This is a genomic window from Streptomyces sp. 1222.5, assembly GCF_900105245.1.
In the GTDB taxonomy this organism is placed as follows: Bacteria; Actinomycetota; Actinomycetes; order Streptomycetales; family Streptomycetaceae; genus Streptomyces; species Streptomyces albidocamelliae.
The window spans coordinates 7,792,659-7,810,473 of record NZ_FNSZ01000001.1; the positions used below are offsets into that span (position 1 = coordinate 7,792,659).

A 17,815-nucleotide genomic window follows, 5' to 3' on the forward strand; every position below is an offset into this window, starting at 1 on the left:
GGTGAGGGCGTCCGGTGCCGTGCGCCGTGATCGCGCGCCGGTCGGCTGCTCCCGCGCCCCTGTGTGAACGAGGTCCGCGCCGTTCGCCGCGCGGGCCCGGCACAGGATGGCTAGCGTGATGTCCCGGGAGAGTCCGTGCGATCGAGAGGGCCCCGGCCATGGCCGTGCAACCTGAAGGAAAGCCCTGCTGGGCCGATGCGATGTTCGGCGACCTCGAGGGCGCCAAGCGCTTCTACGGCGAGGTCCTCGGCTGGACCTTCGGCGAGTCGTCGTCGGAGTACGGCCACTACACGCAGGCCTACGCGGACGGCAAGGCGGTGGCCGCCGTCGTCCCGCCCATGCCCGGCCAGGAGGGGCAGTCGCAGTGGTGCCTCTACTTCGCCTCGCCGGACGCCGCCGCCAGCGCGGAGAAGATCCGTGAGAACGGCGGCGAGGTGCTGATGGAGCCGATGCAGGTCGGCGATTTCGGCACCATGTGCCTGGCCCGGGAGCCCAGCGGGGCCGTGTTCGGGGTCTGGCAGGGAGGCACCCACGAGGGCTTCGAGGCCGTGGCCACCCCGGGCGCCTACTGCTGGGCCGAGGTCTTCACCCGCGAGCCGGAGAAGGCCGACGGCTTCCTTTCCGGGGTCTTCCCCTTCCGGATGAAGGAGATCGAGGACCACGCCATCGACTTCCGCATGTTCGACATCGGTGAGGAGACCGTCCTCGGCCGGATGAAGATGACGGACGACTTCCCGCCCGAGGTGCCCTCGTACATCAACGTCTACTTCACGGTCGACGACTGCGACGAGGCCGTCGCACGGGCCACCAAGCTCGGCGGGATCCTCCGCTTCGGGCCGATGAGCAGCCCCTTCGGCCGGTTCGCGGCGCTCAGCGATCCGCAGGGCGCGAACTTCTCGGTGATCGACATCACCACCACCGAGGGTGAGATGCCGAGGGTCAAGGAGGTCTGACCGGGGCCGGAACGCCGGCCTGCCGGGCCATGGCATGATCGAGCGCATGCGTGAACGTGTGGTGGCCGCGTGCGACGGGGCTTCGAAGGGAAACCCCGGACCGGCCGGATGGGCATGGGTGGTCTCCGACGACGAGCGGACCGCGGCCCGCTGGGAGGCGGGCCCGCTCGGCCGGGCCACCAACAACGTGGCCGAGCTGACCGCCCTGGAGCGTCTGCTCGCGGCCGTGGACCCGGACGTACCGCTGGAGATCCGGATGGACTCCCAGTACGCGATGAAGGCCGTCACCACCTGGCTGCCCGGCTGGAAGCGCAACGGCTGGAAGACGGCCGCCGGCAAGCCCGTCGCCAATCAGGACCTGGTCGTCCGCATCGACGAACTCCTCGACGGCCGGTCCGTCGAGTTCCGCTACGTCCCCGCCCACCAGGTCGACGGCGACCCGCTGAACGACTTCGCCGACCGTGCGGCCAGCCAGGCGGCCACCGTGCAGGAGGCGGCGGGCAGTGCCCTCGGCTCCGCGGAGCCGCCGCCGTCGCCGGACACCCCGGCGGCGGCCGGGGCACCGCGCAAGAAGACGCCCCGCCGCACCGGCGGCGGAGCGTCCTCCCGCACCATCAAGGCCAAGTTCCCCGGCCGCTGCCCGTGCGGCCGCTCCTACGCGGCCGGCGAGGCGATCGCCAAGAACGCGCAGGGCTGGGGCCACCCGGAGTGCCGTACGGCCGGGGCCTGATCAGACGTCGAACGTGTAGTGCTTCGTGTGGTCCAGCAGCTCCACCGGGCGCACGTCGTTCCACGGCTTCATCGTGTCGTTCAGGTCCACGACGTCCGCGGTGCCGCCCGTGGGCACGTAACCGGCGCCCGGGTGCCGGCGCTGCCACTCGGCCCACAGCTTGTCGACGAAGGCGTGGTGCAGCCAGAACACCGGGTCGTTGGGGGAGACCCCGGTGGCCATCTGCCCGCCCACCCATACATGGACCCGGTTGTGCAGGTTGACCCCGCGCCACCCCTCCAGGTGGTTGCGGAAGCCGTCCGAGGCGCTGTTGTACGGCGGCATGTCGTACGTCTCCATCGCCAGTACCGACTCCACCTCGGCCCGCGTCGGCAGGTCACGCACGGACGTGCCGAGCGAGCGGCGCAGGAAGGTCCGGCCGTCCACCCGCACGTTGATCGGCCAGTTGCCGGTGGACGCGGCGAACGGGCCGTCCGTCACCCGGCCGTCCGAGCTGCGCCCGGTACCGCCGAGGAAGTCCGGCGCCCACAGCGAGGCGCGGACCGTGCGGTCGGTGCTCCAGTCCCAGTACGGCAGCGCCACCGAGGAGTCCACCGACTGCAGCGCCGCCTCGAAGTCGAGCAGGAATCTGCGGTGCCAGGGCAGGAAGGACGGGGAACGGTGGCCGGTGCGCTCACCGCCGTCGGTGTCGGACATGATGAACTCGTTGTGCGTGCGGACGAAATCATCGTAGCGTCCGTCGCGCTTGAGCGCTATGAAGGCGTCGGTGAGCCGCTTCTTCTCGGTGGCGGTCAGGGCGGCCTGGTTCTTGCGTACGGTCATGGTGCGGGTGGCTCCGTAGATCCTTGCGGGGGCGGTCAGTTGGCGGGGAAGGGCAGCAGGGCCGCGCCCTGCAGCTCGTCCACCGCGGCACGGGCGGCGGCACGCGGGTTCGGCACCGGGTCGTAGTGGCTGACCACGCTGATCCAGGTGCCGTCGGCGTTCTGCATCAGGTGCAGCTGCACGCCGTCGACGAACACCGCGTAGCCGCCGCCGTGTTCGTGGTGGTGACCGCCTCCGCTCGACGGCCGGCCCTGTATCCGGCGGCCCTTGTAGACCTCGTCGAAGGTGTCGGGTGCGGTGTGGCCGTGGTCGTGTCCGGCGGCCGAGGCGGCCGGCGCGACCAGCGCGGCGGCCGAGGCCGTCGCGGCCAGGGCGGCCGCCGTGGTGAGCGCGCGGCGCCGGGTGATGTCGGGCATGCGGGTCCTCCAGGAGGGTGTTCCGGTGGTGACGACGCATGCCTATCGGGGGGTTCGGGGGCGCGGGAAATTCCGCGCGCCCGGTTGGCTACGATCCGGACAATTACCCACATGCGGTACGGATTTGAACCAAGATGATCTTGCTGTGGAGTCGGTCGGATCGGCCCGGAACGGGGAGTTCCTTGCCGAAGCACCCGGATTCGCGGTGGTCCTTGCCGGGCATGGCGCGCCAGGGTGGCACGGCTCACCGCGCCGAATTGACGTGATCGCGCGATCCCGGACCCTGCTACCCTGCGGTGCCGTTCGGACACGTTGGGTGACTGTCAGGGGTGTGCGCGGTGAAGGTCGTCTGTGTCGGAGGGGGCCCCGCGGGCCTGTATCTCGCCATCCTGCTCAAACGGCAGGACCCGGCGCACGAGATCACGGTCCACGAGCGCAACCCGGAGGGCTCGACCTACGGCTGGGGTGTGACGTACTGGCGCGGTCTGCTCGACAGGCTCCAGGAGCACGACGTCGCCTCGGCCCGGGCGATCGAGGAGGCGTCCGTCCGCTGGCACGAAGGGGTCGCCCGGGTGGGGGACCTGACGGCACGTCAGCGCGGGGACGAGGGTTTCGGCATCGGCCGCCACCGGCTGCTCGACCTGCTCGCCGACCGGGCCCGCACCCTCGGGGTGCGCCTGGAGTACGAGAGCGAGATCGGCGCGCCGCCCGCCGGCGCCGACCTCGTCGTCGCGGCCGACGGGGTGCACAGCGCCCTGCGCGCCCACCACGCCGGGCACTTCGGCACCGAGGTCACCGCCGGCCGCAACCACTACATCTGGCTCGGCACCACCAAGGTCTTCGACGCCTTCACCTTCGCCTTCACCGAGACCGGGCACGGCTGGATCTGGGCCTACGGCTACGGCTACGGCGACGGTCACAGCACCTGTGTCGTCGAGTGCTCCCCGGAGACCTTCACCGGCCTCGGGCTGGACCGGGCCGACCGGGGCGAAGGCCTGGCCCTGCTGGAGAAGCTCTTCGCGGGCGTCCTGGACGGCCACCCGCTCATCGGCCGCGACGGCGCCTCCTGGCTGAACTTCCGCACCCTCACCAACCGGGCCTGGCACCACGGCAACCTCGTCCTGCTCGGCGACGCGGCCCACACCACGCACTACTCCATCGGCGCCGGCACCACCCTCGCACTGGAGGACGCCATGTGCCTCGCCGGCGCCCTGCGCGAGCACGGCCGGCTGCCCGGGGCCCTCGCCGCCTACGAACGCCGGCGCCGGGCCGAGCTGCTGTCCGCGCAGAGCGCGGCCCGCTACAGCGCCCGGTGGTACGAGAACCTGCCCCGCTACATCCACCTGCCACCGCACCGGATGTTCGCCCTGCTCGGTCAGCGCCACTCGCCCCTGCTGCCCTACGTCCCGCCCCAGCTGTACTACGGCCTCGACAAGGCGGCCGGGCGACTGGAGGTGCTGCGCAGGCTGAAGCGCTGGCTCGGCCCGAGAGCGGCACGAACCCTGCAGGCCCGCTCCGCGGCCCACCGGGACTGAGGGCCCTCACCGGCCGGACCGCCCCCGCCTCCGGGGGAGCCGCCCCGGCGCAGTCCACAGCCCGCCCCGCCCCCGAAGGAGCCCCTGCCCATGGCCGTACCCGTCGACTTCGACCACTCCGCGTCCGGCTACAGCCTGCGGCGTGCCTACTGGCTGGCCCGCGCGGCCGACCTCGCCTACCGGGACCGGGCCGACATCGAGGAGCAGGCCGCACGGTGGGGGTTCGACCGGGTGCGGCACCACGAGACCCGGTTCACCCCGCCCTTCCCGCTGGCGGACACCCAGGCGTACACCCTCGCGAGCGACCGCATGATCGTCACGGCGTTCCGCGGTACCGAACCGGACGAGATCAAGGACTGGCTCTCCGACGCCACCACCCCGCCCCGGCCGGGACCCGGGGGCAACGGCTACGTCCACCACGGCTTCGCCGAGGCCCTGGACGCGGTCCACCCCGCCGTCGCCGGCGCCCTCGCGGAGCTGCGCACCGACGGGCAGAGCCTGTACTTCACCGGCCACAGCCTGGGCGGCGCCCTCGCCATGCTGGCCGGCGCCCGGCTGTACCTGGAGGCCCCGCACCTGACGGCGGACGGCGTCTACACCTTCGGCCAGCCGCGCACCTGCGACCGGCTCCTCGCCGAGGCGTTCCACCAGGGATTCGGCGGCCGGATGTACCGCTTCGTCAACAACAACGACATCGTGGCCCAGCTGCCGCCCGAGCCCGCGTACACCCATGTCCGGGCGCTGCGCTACATCGACTCCCGCGGAAAGCTGCACGAGACCATGCCCATGTTCTCGGCCCTCTCCGACCGGGCGCGAGGACTCACCGCCGACGCCCTGGCGCCCGCCTCGGACGGCGTCCGCGACCACTTCATGCGCAGCTATCTGACGGCCCTGGAGAAGAACCTGACATGACCGTGCAGGCCCGGCGACCGGGACGGACAATGTTGGTGAATGGCCATTCACTCGATAAGGTGAATTGTTATTCACCACGTCGCCACGCCGTCCCCAGGAGCGCCGATGGACCACCCCGCCCCGATACCCACGCCGCCCGGTAACCCGCCCGCGGCGGCACCGCTGCGGGACCGGCTCACCATCCCGGTGCTGGCGTCGGGCGGCATCCTCATGGCGGTCATGCAGACCGTGGTCGTCCCCCTTCTGCCGGACCTGCCCCGGCTCACCGGCGCCTCGGCCGCCGCGGTCTCCTGGATGGTCACCGCGACCCTGCTCTCGGGCGCCGTGCTCACCCCGGTGCTGGGCCGCGCAGGCGACATGTACGGCAAGCGCCGGGTGCTCTCGGGCGCGCTCGCCCTGATGACCGTCGGCTCGGTGCTGTGCGCCCTGTCCTCCGACATCGGCGTGCTCATCGCCGCCCGCGCGCTCCAGGGCGCCGCCGCCTCGGTCGTCCCGCTGTCCATCAGCATCCTGCGCGACGAACTCCCGCCCGAGCGCCGGGGCTCGGCGGTGGCCCTGATGAGCTCCACCGTCGGCATCGGCGCCGCGCTCGGCCTGCCGCTCGCCGCGCTCGTCGTGCAGTACGCCGACTGGCACACCATGTTCTGGCTGACCAGCGCCCTGGGCGCGCTGGGCGTCGCGGCCACCTGGTGGGCGGTCAAGGAGTCCCCGGTGCGGGAGCCCGGACGGTTCGACACGCTCGGCGCGCTCGGCCTCGCCGCCGGACTGGTGAGCCTGCTGCTGGGCGTCTCCCAGGGCGGCACCTGGGGCTGGGCCGGCCCCCGCGTCCTCGGGCTGTTCGCCGTCGCCGTCGCCGTGCTCGCGCTGTGGTGGTGGCAGCAACTGCGGGCCGAACGGCCGCTGGTCGACCTCAGGCTGGTGACCCGGCCGCGCGTCGGTCTGTCGCACGTGGCGGCCCTGCTGACCGGCTTCGCCTTCTACGCCAACTCCCTGGTCACCGCCCAGCTGGTGCAGGCGCCGAAGGCCACCGGCTACGGCCTCGGACTGTCGATCGTCGCCACCGGTCTGTGCCTGCTGCCCGGCGGCGTGACGATGCTGCTGTTCTCACCGCTGTCCGCGCGCATCTCGGCCTGCCGCGGCCCGCGCATCACCCTCGCCCTCGGCGCTGCCGTCATCGCCTGCGGCTACGCCCTGCGCATCGCCGACAGCCGGGACCTGTGGATGATCATCCTCGGGGCCACCGTGGTGGCGACCGGGACGACGCTCGCCTACTCGGCGCTGCCGACCCTCATCCTGCGTGCCGTGCCGGCCGGGCAGACCGCCTCGGCCAACGGCGTCAACGTCCTCATGCGCACCATCGGCCAGGCCACCTCCAGCGCCGCCGTCGCCGCCGTCCTCGTCCACCACAGCAGCCCCCTCGGCGGCATCCCGGTGCCGACGCTGCACGGCTACCTGCTGGCCTTCGCGATGGCCGGTGCCGTCGCCCTGGCCGCCTGCGCCGCCGCCCTGACCATCCCGGGCGACGCCCCCTCGGGAGGGAGCCGCCGCGCCCGGGACGCCGCCCGGGATGCCCGCGACGAGGCACTGGAAGGAGCGTGAGGACCCTGAACACCGCATCGGAGCACGAGGCGACCGGGTCGGGCCCCGCGGGTGCCGCACCCCTGACGGCCCGGTCCGCCGCCCCGGAACCACCCGTCCCCGCCCGCCGCGACGCCGAGGCCACCAGGGCGGCGATCCTCAAGGCCGCCCGCCATCTCCTCGCCCGGCACGCACACGCCGACATCACCCTCAAGGCCGTCGCCGAACGCGCCGGTGTCAGCCCGCCGTTGATCCTGAAGTACTTCGGCAACAAGGACACCCTGTTCGCCCGCGTGATGTCCTTCGAGACGGACGCCGACGCCCTGCTGGCCGCCCCCGTGCCCGGCCTCGGCCGGCACATGGCCCGGCACGTGCTCGCCAGCCAGCGCGACCGCGGCGCCGACCCCCTGGTGCGCATCGCCTTCGCCCCGCTGCACGGCGACCACGGCGACATCCTGCGCGGCAACTTCCGCGCCCAGGTGACCGAACGCCTCGCCGCCCGGCTCTCCGGCCCCGACGCCGGACTGCGCGCCGAACTCGCCGTCGCCGCCCTCGTCGGCCTCGGCGTGATGTACGGCGTGGCCCGCGGCCCGCACCTGCGCGAGAGCGACATCGACACCATCGCCGACCGCTACGGTCCCCTCGTTCAGGCACAGTTGACGCCGACGGGCTGAGCGCCGCCGCCACGCCCGGAGCGGCCCGTTCCGCGGGACGGCGGAGCGGGTGACAGACTGACGGCATGGACGAACGGGTAATCGGCAGGTCGGGTCAGTGGGCATCGGTCGTCGGCCTCGGCACGTGGCAGCTGGGCGCCGACTGGGGCGACGTGGACGACAAGGAGGCCCTGTCCGTCCTGGAGACGGCCGCCGAGTCGGGGGTCACCTTCTTCGACACCGCCGACGTGTACGGCGACGGCCGCAGCGAAGAGACCATCGCCTCGTTCCTGAGCAGCCGGCCCGACCTGCACGTGCTGGTGGCCACCAAGATGGGCCGCCGGGTCGAACAGCTCCCCGAGAACTACGTCCTGGACAACTTCCGCGCCTGGAACGACCGCTCGCGCCGCAACCTCGGTGTCGACCGTGTCGACCTGGTCCAGCTCCACTGCCCGCCCACCGCGGTCTACTCCTCGGACGCGGTCTTCGACGCCCTGGACACCCTGGTCGAGGAGGAGCGCATCGCCGCCTACGGGGTGAGCGTGGAGACCTGTGCGGAGGCGCTGACCGCGATCGCCCGTCCGAACGTGGCGAGCGTGCAGATCATCCTCAACCCCTTCCGGATGAAACCGCTGACCGAGGTCCTGCCCGCCGCCCGCGAGGCCGGCGTGGGCATCATCGCGCGCGTGCCGCTCGCCTCCGGCCTGCTGTCCGGCAAGTACACCAAGGACACGGTGTTCGCGCCCGACGACCACCGCACCTACAACCGGCACGGCGAGGCCTTCGACCAGGGCGAGACGTTCTCCGGCGTGGAGTTCGGCACCGGTGTGGAGGCGGCCGCCGAGTTCGCCGCCCTCGCCCCCGAGGGCTTCACCCCGGCCCAGCTGGCCCTGCGCTGGATCATCGAGCAGGACGGCGTGACCACCGTGATCCCCGGCGCGCGCAACCCCGGGCAGGCCCGCGCCAACGCCGCCGCGGCCAAGCTGCCTCCGCTGCCCTCCGAGACGGCCGCCGCGATCCGGGAGCTGTACGACCGCCGGATCAAGGACCAGGTGGAGCACCGCTGGTAGAGGCGGCGACGCCCCGGCGTGCTGGAGCACCGCACCCCTCGTTTGAACGAACGGCCGGACGGTTACACGCAACCGCATGACGGAGGACGGGCGGCGCAGAGGCCGCGACGAGACCGAGGAGGAACGGGCCGACCGGATGTGGGGTGAACTCATCCAGGAGGTCCGCGTGGCCCAGACGGGCGTTCAGATCCTGTTCGGTTTCCTGCTGACGGTGGTCTTCACGCCGAAGTACTCGCAGCTGGCCTCCACCGACAAGGCCATCTACATCGGGACCGTCGTCCTCGGCGCCTGCGCGACCGGCGCCCTGATCGGACCGGTCTCCCTGCACCGTCTGGTCTCCGGCCGCCGGGTCAAGCCGCAGGCCGTCCGGCTGGCGTCGAGGATGACGTTCGTCGGGCTGGTGCTGCTGCTCGCCACGATGACGTCCTCCCTGCTCCTGATCCTCCGGGTGGCCACCCACGACGGTTATGTGCCGTACCTGGTGTCGGCGGTCGTCACCTGGTACCTCGTCTGCTGGTACGGACTGCCCCTGTGGGCCCGCCGCCGGCACACGAGCGAGCCCGGCGAACGGCCGGCGCCCCAGACGGTAGACGGCGGGCCGGGCCGCCGGTAGGCAGGCGGCCCCGGTGCCCTCACCGGCCGGCGCGTACCTCGGCGGCGGCCTCCAGGGCCCGCAGCCGGCGGTCGTGGACGCGGCTCAGCAGCAGCAGGGACAGCACGGACCCGATGAGAGCGCAGAACATGTCCCACTGGGTGTCCCACACATCGCCCTGGGTGGCGAGGAACGCGTCCGCGCCGTGCCCGCCGATCTCGGCCGCTGCCCACTCCAGGAGCTCGAAGCACGCACTGAAGGCCAGGCACGCGCAGACGGTGAGGGGCGCCAGCCAGCGGCTGCCACGCAGCGGAGAGGTACGGACGAGCAGTTCGCGCACGAGGACGGCCGGGACGAAGCCCTGCATCAGGTGCCCGAAGCGGTCGTACGGATTGCGGGCCAGACCGAAGGTGTCGCGCACCCAGTCGCCGAGCGGGACCTGCGCGTACGTGTAGTGGCCGCCCATCGCGAGAACCAGCGCGTGCACCGCCAGCAGCCCGTACAGCAGACCCGTCAGGGGGAAGCGCCGCCGGAGCAGCACCAGCAGGGGCAGGCCGATCAGTGCCCACACGGTCTCCAGGAACCAGGTGGTGCGGTCCCGCACCCCCCATGCGGAGACGGCGAGTCCGGCGGCCGCCACGGCGGCGTACACGGCGGGCGGCACGCGGCGCGGCGCGGCGTACGGGACGGGGTGCACTGCGGTCACGGCGGGGCTCCTTGGCTCGGGAGCCCCCATCGTGGCGCCGGCCCCGGGCGGCCGGCATGAGTACGGCTACTCAGCCCCGGAGAGGATCTCCTCGAGCAACTCGTCGACCGCGACGCGCTCCTGCCCGCGCGCCACGACCTGGAGGGTGTCCCGCAGGAACGCCGCGACCGCGGGCGCCCAGGCGAACACCACCGCGTGGTGGCGGCCGCCGTCGGGCCGGTAGTCCCCGAGGAACTCCATGCGCAGCTCCCGCCACATCCCGTCGGCGGTCGGCCGCAGCCGCACGTCGCCGATGCCGACCGGCCCGGTCAGCCCGTCGAAGAGCATCTCCCGGTCCAGCCGCCACCGCGCCAGCACCCGGCCGTCGTGGCCGAACACGGCGGTGACGGCGAACGGGTCTTCCACGTCGTAACTGAGATGGGCGAGCACGGGACACCGGGCGGTACCCCCCGCGTGGAGCTGCACCACCAGGGTCTTGTGCACGAACGACTTCACGCGAGGGCCTCCGGGAACAATCGGTTCAGGGCCTCCTAGTACCCCCGTCCCGCAAGGAATGCTCACCCGTGCGAATGATGCGCGCCCGCGCCCCGCAAAGCGGACAGACAGGTGCCGATCGCCTGCTGGAGCTCCTCCAGCCGCCGGACCATGTCGTCCTCGTAGTAGTCCTGGGCGTCGTCGAAGGTCAGCTCCTCGAACGCCCGGGTCGCCTTCTGCAGGCTGCTGTAGAACCGGGTGCGCCGTTCCTGGACGCGCAGCTCGGGGTCGGCCTCGACCGTCTCGGCGACCAGCGACTTCATGGTGCCGTACGCCTCGGTGGCCCACTCGCCGGTGTCCTCGCCGTCCTCCAGCTCGTCGAGGAGGGACAGGTGCCGTTCCGCCTCCTCGCGCAGCCCGGCGGGGGCCTCCACCGTCTGTCCGGCGGGCGTCCTGATCTGCCCGGACTCGGCGATCTGGCGGACGTAGCCGATCCGGTCGGCGGCCCGGCTCTCGGTCGCCACGGCCTTCTTCAGATCGTCGGTCCGTACGACGTCCCGGGCCAGCTCGGCCTGGAGCCCGGGGTCCTCGCGGACCCGGTCCAGCAGGGCGGCCCGGGCCGCGCGGGCGGTGGACGGGTCGGCGAGGATCGCGGCCCGAAGGGCGGTCGGGTTCTCGGCCACCTCCAGCGCCTTGGTGGGGCGGATGCCCTCGGCCTCGGCGGCCTGGGCGATGGCCGTGCCCCGCTCGGAGGTGGCGCTGTTGCGCGAGACGTAGTAGCTCAGCCAGACGTCGGCGTCCGGGAGGTCGGTCTCCTGGCCCGGCGCGAGGGTCTCGAAGTGCGGCACGAGTCCGTCGTCGGCGGCCCGGTCCCAGGCCTTGTAGTGGCGCATGACCCGCTCCGGGGAGCAGCCGGCCAGTTCCGCGAACTCCTTCGCCGAGACCTTCGGGGTCTCCCCGGCGGCCTGTCCGCCCGGCCGCACACTGCGCGCCACCATGAGGGCGAAGGCCCAGCCTCCGGTGCGCGCGTACACGCCGAACTCGCGGGCGTCGCGCGCCACGAGGTCGGACAGGGGTTGCGCGGCGGGGGCGGACGGCTCGGGCGACGACTCGACGACCAGGGTCACGGACGACTCTCCTGCGGGTGCGTTCTCGGGGCCCGCACCCGGGGCCGGGTGCGGACAGGAAAGCCTATATGGGCCCATTGGCCGTGCTTTGGCAGGCCCGCTCCGTGCGGCCCCCGCGGACGCGCGGAGCGGGGGAGCGGCGGGCCTCAGCCGAACGCCTCCCGCAGGGCGGGCAGCAGGGTCCTGGCCGACCACTGCAGGTACTCCGCTTGCGTGTCACCGCCGATCTGCACCAGGGCGATCTCCCCGAAACCGGCCTCGGCGTAGGGCCGTACCGCCTCCACGAAGGCGTCCGGGTCGTCACCGCAGGGAATGGCGGAGGCGACGTCGTCCTCGGTGACGAACTGCGTCGCGGCCTCGAAGGAGTCGGGGTGCGGCAGCTCGGCGTTCACCTTCCAGCCGAGGCCGAACCAGCGGAACTGGGAGTGGGCGCGCTTGATCGCCGTGTTCCGGTCCGGGTCGTAGCACACCGGCAGCTGGCCGATCCGTGGCTTGCCGGTGCCGCCGTGCCGGTCGAAGGCCTCCAGCAGGCCGGCCTTGGGCTCGGTCGCGATGACCAGATCGGCGAGGTGCCCGGCGAGCTTGCAGGACTGCTCGCCCGACACGGCGATGCCGATCGGCGGAGCGTCCTCCGGGAGGTCCCACAGCCGCGCCGAGTCCACGTCGTAGTGCTGTCCGTGGTGCGTGACGTGACCGCCCTCGAAGAGCGCGCGGATGATCTGGACCGCCTCCTCGAGCATCTCGTGCCGGACGTCCGCCGGCGGCCAGCCGCCGCCCACGACGTGTTCGTTGAGGTTCTCGCCGGCGCCGAGGCCGAGCCGGAACCTGCCCTCGGACAGCAACTGCATGGTGGCCGCCTTCTGCGCCACGACCGCCGGGTGGTAGCGCACGAGCGGGCAGGTCACGTAGGTCATCAGCGGAATCCGCGAGGTGGCCTGGGCTGCCGCGCCCAGGACGCTCCACGCGTACGAGGAGTGCCCCTGTGTGCGCAGCCACGGAAAGTAGTGGTCCGAGGTCACCGAGAAGTCGAACCCGGCCTCCTCGGCCCCCACCACGTGCTCCACGAGGTCCCGGGGGCCGGCCTGCTCGGTCATCATCGTGTATCCGATTTGCACCATAGGGGGCGAGTCCCCGGGGCGGCGGCGGGAAAACGGCCGGAGTGGTCCGGGTCAGCTCCCCGGCGCCGCGAACGTCCGCAGGAACGTCTTCCGCGCCTGCTGGTTGACCGCGTCGTCCCAGGTTCCGGCCGGGGTGGTGAAGCGCAGGGAGAACCCGCGCCGGCCGCCCAGCAGGAAGCCCCGCCCGAAGGTGTGCACCCGGTCGTCTCCCGATCCCGCCAGCCACTCGATGTCGGCGGCCCTGCGGCCCTGGTAGGTGGTGGCCCGGACGTCCCCGATGCGCCGGTACCCGGGAAGCTCGCGCAGGCCCGGCTCGACGTCGTCCCGCCAGACGGCGACCGGGTCCGGGCCCACCCGTTCGCTGTAGGTGACGGCGAGGGTGGGGGAGCCGCCGCCGCGGCCGAAGGTGACGCGGTAGGCGAGGTCGTCCGCCCGTGAGGTGGTCAGCCGCTTCCAGCCCTCGGGCAGCGCCACGGAGAAGCCCTCGGGCGCGCTGTAGGTGCGGTATCCCGCCGGCAGAGCGGGGGAAGCGGGGGAGGCCGGGGCCGTCGGTGCGGGGGTGCCGGAACCGGTGTGGCGCCCGTCGGGGGTCGCCGGGGCGGTCGCCTCGGGAGGCGCGCCCGCCGTGTCCGTGCCGGGCAGCCGGTGGGTCGCGGCCAGCACGGCGGCCGTCACGGTGACGCCGGCCAGCACCGTGCCCGCGATCAGGAGCCGTCGGCCCCGCCCGGTCCCGGCGAGCCGCACGCCCCGGTACGCGCCGCGCACCCGGGGGACCGGCGCCGGCTCCCGGTCCTCTTCGGTGTCCCCGGTCAGAGCCCGGGTCAGGGCCTCGTGCACCACCGGCCGGGCGAGCCGGTCCACCGAGCTCTTGCGGAGCAGCCCCTGCACGGCCTGGGTGAGCGGGCCCGTCCGCAGCGGGGTGCGCAGCGGCAGCCGGTCCACGGCCTTCAGGGTGGCGTCGGGCCGGCCCCGGTCACGGAACGGCGGCCTGCCCTCGACCATCGTGTACAGCAGCGCGCCCAGCGCCCACAGGTCGGCGGCCGGGCCGATCCGCTCGTCGCGGGCCTGCTCCGGTGAGGCGTACGACGGGGCCGCGAGCCGCGGGACCAGCGTCGCGCCCGCCAGCCCGAACCCCGTGACGACCACCGGGCCCCCCTCGCGCACGAACAGCTGGCCGGGGCTCAGCTCGCCGTGCGTGATGCCCTCGTCGTGGGCGGCGCGGAGCACGTCGAGCAGTTCCAGACCGATCCGCGCCGCCCGCGCGGGGGTGAACGCGCCCTCGCGGTCGAGAAGTTCGCTCAGCGGGGTGCCGTCGATCCACTCCGTGACCGTCCACAGGGTGCCCGCCTCCACCACGGCGTCCACGACGGTGGCGACCGCGCCGGGGCGCAGCACCCGCATGGTCTCGGAGGTCCGCACGACCCGGGCGGTGACGCGGCGCGCGGTGTCGTCGTCGGACGGCTCCGGCAGCGCGGTCTGCGCCACCAGCCGCGGCTGCTCCGCCGCCACGTCCTCGGCGTACCACCACAGGCGGTTCGTCTCGCGGGCGAATACCTCCAGCAGCCGGTACCGCCCGGCGACCCACTCGTGTGCGGAGACGTGCGCCTTGGCCATGGTCATCCCTCGCTGCAACCCCTGCCTGGTGTTTCCCAGAGGTACGCGGGGTGCGCGGGGGTGCGTTCAAAGAATCCTCAACTCGGAGCGCTTCCTGCCTTTTATTCAATCGCCGGAACGCGCGTCCGAGTTAAGGATGGCCGCACCTACGGGTGTTCGACCTGCGGGTAACCGAGGGTAAAGCAGGTGGCCGGCCGTGCCTCACAGCCCGAACCGGTCGGCCCAGCCCACGAGTTCGCGGAGGGTGACGTTGCCGCCGCAGACCACGAGTCCGATCCGGGCGTCCTCGCCGGCGCGTGCCACCACCTGCCGGGCCGCCGGCAGCAGACAGCCCGCGGCCGGCTCGGCCCACACCTTGGCATGGTCGGCGAGGTCCAGGCAGCCCCGCACGGCGTCCCGGTCCGGCACCACCAGCACCTCCTCGACCAGCGCGGACACATGGTCGTACGTCAGCTGCGAGGCCGAGGGCGCGCTGAGCGTGGTGACCAGGGACGTCAGCGGCACCGGTACCGGACCGCCCGCCGCGAGCGCGCCGGACAGGGCCTCGGCGCCCGCCGTCTCCACGCCCCACACGCGGACCCCCGGCCGCCGGGCGCGCAGCGCCGCCGCGACCCCGGCGATCAGCCCGCCGCCGCCGATGCTGACGACGACGTCCGTCAGCTCGTCCGCGTCCTCGGCCAGCTCCAGCCCCACCGTGCCCTGCCCGGCGATCACCACCGGGTCGTCGAACGGGTGCACCAGGGTCAGACCCTCGTCCCGCAGCCGCGTCACCAGCTGGAAGGCGCTGTCCATGCCGTCGGTCAGCCGGACCGACGCACCCGCCTCCTCGGCGATCCCGACGGACCGGGCCGGCGCGGTACGGGGCATCACCACGGTCGCCTTCACATCGAGGGCCGCCGCCATCACCGCGAGCGCGATCCCGTGGTTGCCGCCGCTGACCGCGACCACACCCGCGGCCCGCTCGGCCTCGCTCAGCGACAGCAGCTTCGCCGTGGCGCCGCGGGCCTTGAACGAGCCGGTGCGCTGGAGCAGTTCGAGCTTGGCGGTGACCGGGACACCGAGCAGGGCGGACAGGCCCGGGCTCGGCACGGTCGGCGTCCGCACGACGTGTCCGGCGATCCGCTCGGCGGCGGCTTCGATGTCCGAGATGCCGATCAAGGTGCCTCACCCTTCCGGCGCGGGGGTGGGAACCGCGCCGATCGCACCTTCACCCGCCGGGGCGGCCGCGGTCAACGCGGTTCCGGATCATGGTCACCGCTCGCGGTCGAGCAGCAGGTCCAGCAGACCGTTCAGCTCACTCACGGCCCCGGCCGCCAGGGGCGCCCGGGCGAGAGCCGAGCGGGCGGCGGCCGTGTGCGCCCGGGCCTCGGCCAGGGTCGCCGTACGGCCGCCCGCCTCCGCGATCAGCGCCGCCGCCTCCGCCTCCCGGCCGGGCGCGCCGAGCAGCGCGGGCAGGCCACGGGCATCCGGGGAGCCGAGCGCGACGAGCACCGGGAAGGTCTTCTTGCCCTCCCGCAGATCGCCGCCCGCCGGCTTCCCGGTGACGGCCGGGTCGCCCCAGATGCCGAGCACGTCGTCGACCAGCTGGAAGGCGACCCCCAGATGCCGCCCAGCCCGGTCCAGCGCGCCGATCGCGGACTCGGGTGCCCCGCCGAGCGCGGCCCCCAGGGCCGCGGCGCAGCCCAGCAGCGCGCCGGTCTTGCCCTCCGCCATCGCCCGGTACTCCTCCGGCGTCACCCGCTCGGGGCCGGTGCCGGGCCTGGTGGTGAACAGCAGGTCGTCGGCCTGCCCGCGCACCAGATCGGCGAGCGCGCCGGAGAGCAGCCGTACCGCGCCCGGCCCCTGGGGCGCGGCGGCGAGGGTGTCCACGGCCAGCGCGAACAGGGCGTCACCGGCGAGCACCGCGGGCCCCGTGCCGTACGCCTTCCACACGGCGGGGCGGCGGCGCCGGGTCGCGTCGCCGTCCATGATGTCGTCGTGCAGCAGCGAGAAGGCGTGCACCAGCTCCACCGCGACCGCGGCGGGGACACCGGCGCGCCCGTCGGCGCCCGCCGCCTCGGCGCCCAGGACCGCCAGCGCCTGCCGGACGCCCTTGCCGCCCGGGGCGCTCGCCGGCGCCCCGCCCACCTCGCACCAGCCGAAGGAGTAAGCGGCCATCTCGGCGACCCACGGATGCAGCCGCCCGACCGCGTCCGTCAGTGCGGGCCGGACCAGTTCGCGGCAGCGGGCGAGGGTCCGGGAAGCCGCGAGCGGCGGGCGTACCGCCGCGGGGAGGACGGTCACCGTGCGACCTCCAGGGGCGCCACCGACTCCACGGACTCCGCGGGAGCAACCGACCGGGCGGGTTCCGCAGGCGCCACCGACTCCGCGGGCTCCTCGGCGAGGCCGAACTCCCGTTGCGCCCGGGTCACCATCTCCCGTGCGTGCTTGAGGCCGCTGCGGTCCAGCGTCCGGGCGAGATCCGCGAGTTCGGCCGCCGTCCCGTCCCGGTCCCGGCCGAGGTGGGCCTGCGACTTGGCGAGGCCCAGCCGGGCCAGGGCCTCGCCGCGCGGCTCGCTCATCGCCCGGAACTCCTCCAGCGCCAGCTCGTACAGGTCGCGTGCCTCGGCGTACCGCCCGGCACGGTAGAGGACGTTGCCGCGCATCTTGTGGTTGTAGGCGAGCGCGCTGGACAGGTTCATCACACGGCAGGTGGCTTCGGCCTCGGACAGCAGCTCCAGGGCCCGGGGCGTGTCGCCGTCGCGCACCGAGACGATGTCCGCGAGGCCGCGCAGTGCCCAGGCGTGCCCGCGCCGGTCGTCGGCCCGCCCGGCTATCTCCGCGGCCTCCTCGAACAGCGCGTACGCCTCGTCGTAGCCGCCGGTGTTGCGGTGCATCTGCGCGATGCCCTCCAGCGCCCACACCGTGTGCCGGGCCTCACCGCGCCTGCGGGCCTCGGCCAGCAGTTGCTCGTGCAGCCGGCCGACCGCCTCGTAGTCGCCCTGGATGCGGCCGGTCTCCGCCAGGCCGGCCAGCGAGTAGCCGCGGACCACCACGTCGCCGCCGCGCTCGCCCAGTTCGGCCGCGAGCCCCAGCAGTCGCCAGGCGAGCGGGAACGCCCCGCGCTGCCGGGCCAGGGTGCCGCCGCTCCACAGCGCCCAGGCCATGGCCGCCGTGTCGGCCGCCTCCCGGGCGGCGCGGTAACTGGCCTTCCAGGCCCGGTCGGCGTCCCCGACGTGGCCGAGGCGCCGGTGGGCCTCGGCCACGGCGAGGCCGCAGCGCGCCGCCTCGACGGGGCGGCCCGACCGTTCGGCCTCGCGCAGCCGCTCGGTCGCCTCGGCCAGTACGTCGACCAGGGAGGAATTCACGGACAGGTTGGTGAGGGCGCCCTGGTACTCCGGGGCGGATGCCTTGCCGTACATGCGTACCCTTCTATACACGGAGTGTATACATGCCGTGTATAGCATCTCGGAAATGCGCCCCGGCCCTGAGGGGCCGGGGCTTCGGTCTGTTGTCGATCAAGACGCGGGTACGGC

At 73.5% G+C, this 17,815-nt stretch carries 18 protein-coding genes; 8 read left to right on the forward strand and 10 right to left on the reverse strand.

What is annotated here, in order from left to right; genetic code table 11:
• Positions 1-158 precede the first annotated feature (158 nt).
• Positions 159-953, forward strand: coding sequence for a VOC family protein (locus tag BLW57_RS35275; protein ID WP_093479758.1), 795 nt, complete (start codon positions 159-161; stop codon positions 951-953).
• 34 nt (positions 954-987) lie between these two features.
• Positions 988-1,683, forward strand: a complete 696-nt coding sequence (locus BLW57_RS35280; RefSeq protein WP_093479759.1) for a ribonuclease H family protein — start codon at positions 988-990, stop codon at positions 1,681-1,683.
• Here the strand turns inward: BLW57_RS35280 and BLW57_RS35285 are convergent, their stop codons facing one another.
• Both BLW57_RS35285 and BLW57_RS35290 read right to left on the reverse strand, forming a co-directional pair.
• The gene (locus tag BLW57_RS35285) at positions 1,684-2,505 is read right to left on the reverse strand and encodes a tyrosinase MelC2 (RefSeq protein WP_093479760.1); all 822 of its coding nucleotides are present in this window, start codon (positions 2,503-2,505) and stop codon (positions 1,684-1,686) included.
• Positions 2,506-2,540: 35 nt separating this feature from the next.
• On the reverse strand, positions 2,541-2,921 hold the full coding sequence (locus tag BLW57_RS35290; RefSeq protein ID WP_093479761.1) for an apotyrosinase chaperone MelC1: 381 nt from the start codon (positions 2,919-2,921) through the stop codon (positions 2,541-2,543).
• 338 nt (positions 2,922-3,259) lie between these two features.
• Here BLW57_RS35290 and BLW57_RS35295 point away from each other — a divergent pair, with 338 nt between their 5' ends.
• From BLW57_RS35295 to BLW57_RS35320, 6 genes are all read left to right on the forward strand, one after another.
• Positions 3,260-4,456 carry an FAD-dependent monooxygenase gene (locus BLW57_RS35295; protein ID WP_093479762.1) on the forward strand — a complete coding sequence of 399 codons (1,197 nt, stop codon included), beginning with the start codon at positions 3,260-3,262 and terminating at the stop codon, positions 4,454-4,456.
• Between the two features lie 90 nt (positions 4,457-4,546).
• Positions 4,547-5,368, forward strand: coding sequence for a lipase family protein (locus BLW57_RS35300; protein WP_176985845.1), 822 nt, complete (start codon positions 4,547-4,549; stop codon positions 5,366-5,368).
• A 105-nt stretch (positions 5,369-5,473) separates the two neighbouring features.
• Complete coding sequence (locus BLW57_RS35305; protein WP_093479763.1) at positions 5,474-6,967, forward strand: MFS transporter; 1,494 nt, start codon at positions 5,474-5,476, stop codon at positions 6,965-6,967.
• Positions 6,968-7,029: 62 nt separating this feature from the next.
• A complete protein-coding gene (locus BLW57_RS35310; protein ID WP_093481054.1) occupies positions 7,030-7,620 on the forward strand; it encodes a TetR/AcrR family transcriptional regulator in 591 nt (196 codons plus the stop codon).
• A gap of 65 nt (positions 7,621-7,685) precedes the next feature.
• On the forward strand, positions 7,686-8,669 hold the full coding sequence (locus BLW57_RS35315; RefSeq protein ID WP_093479764.1) for an aldo/keto reductase: 984 nt from the start codon (positions 7,686-7,688) through the stop codon (positions 8,667-8,669).
• A 76-nt stretch (positions 8,670-8,745) separates the two neighbouring features.
• The gene (locus tag BLW57_RS35320; RefSeq protein WP_093479765.1) at positions 8,746-9,282 is read left to right on the forward strand and encodes a DUF6328 family protein; all 537 of its coding nucleotides are present in this window, start codon (positions 8,746-8,748) and stop codon (positions 9,280-9,282) included.
• Positions 9,283-9,301: 19 nt separating this feature from the next.
• Here the strand turns inward: BLW57_RS35320 and BLW57_RS35325 are convergent, their stop codons facing one another.
• The 8 genes from BLW57_RS35325 to BLW57_RS35360 form a co-directional block, all read right to left on the reverse strand.
• Positions 9,302-9,997 carry a DUF2238 domain-containing protein gene (locus BLW57_RS35325; protein ID WP_176985846.1) on the reverse strand — a complete coding sequence of 232 codons (696 nt, stop codon included), beginning with the start codon at positions 9,995-9,997 and terminating at the stop codon, positions 9,302-9,304.
• A gap of 36 nt (positions 9,998-10,033) precedes the next feature.
• On the reverse strand, positions 10,034-10,462 hold the full coding sequence (locus BLW57_RS35330) for an SsgA family sporulation/cell division regulator (protein WP_093479766.1): 429 nt from the start codon (positions 10,460-10,462) through the stop codon (positions 10,034-10,036).
• 62 nt (positions 10,463-10,524) lie between these two features.
• Positions 10,525-11,646 carry a hypothetical protein gene (locus BLW57_RS35335; protein WP_371127823.1) on the reverse strand — a complete coding sequence of 374 codons (1,122 nt, stop codon included), beginning with the start codon at positions 11,644-11,646 and terminating at the stop codon, positions 10,525-10,527.
• A gap of 68 nt (positions 11,647-11,714) precedes the next feature.
• A complete protein-coding gene (locus BLW57_RS35340) occupies positions 11,715-12,686 on the reverse strand; it encodes an LLM class F420-dependent oxidoreductase (RefSeq protein ID WP_093479768.1) in 972 nt (323 codons plus the stop codon).
• Between the two features lie 51 nt (positions 12,687-12,737).
• A complete protein-coding gene (locus tag BLW57_RS35345; protein ID WP_093479769.1) occupies positions 12,738-14,306 on the reverse strand; it encodes a serine/threonine protein kinase in 1,569 nt (522 codons plus the stop codon).
• Positions 14,307-14,501: 195 nt separating this feature from the next.
• On the reverse strand, positions 14,502-15,458 hold the full coding sequence (locus BLW57_RS35350) for a threonine/serine dehydratase family protein (RefSeq protein WP_093479770.1): 957 nt from the start codon (positions 15,456-15,458) through the stop codon (positions 14,502-14,504).
• 93 nt (positions 15,459-15,551) lie between these two features.
• Positions 15,552-16,583, reverse strand: a complete 1,032-nt coding sequence (locus BLW57_RS35355; RefSeq protein WP_093479771.1) for a polyprenyl synthetase family protein — start codon at positions 16,581-16,583, stop codon at positions 15,552-15,554.
• A complete protein-coding gene (locus BLW57_RS35360; protein WP_093479772.1) occupies positions 16,580-17,701 on the reverse strand; it encodes a tetratricopeptide repeat protein in 1,122 nt (373 codons plus the stop codon). Before BLW57_RS35360 ends, BLW57_RS35355 begins: the two co-directional genes overlap by 4 nt.
• Positions 17,702-17,815 lie beyond the last annotated feature (114 nt).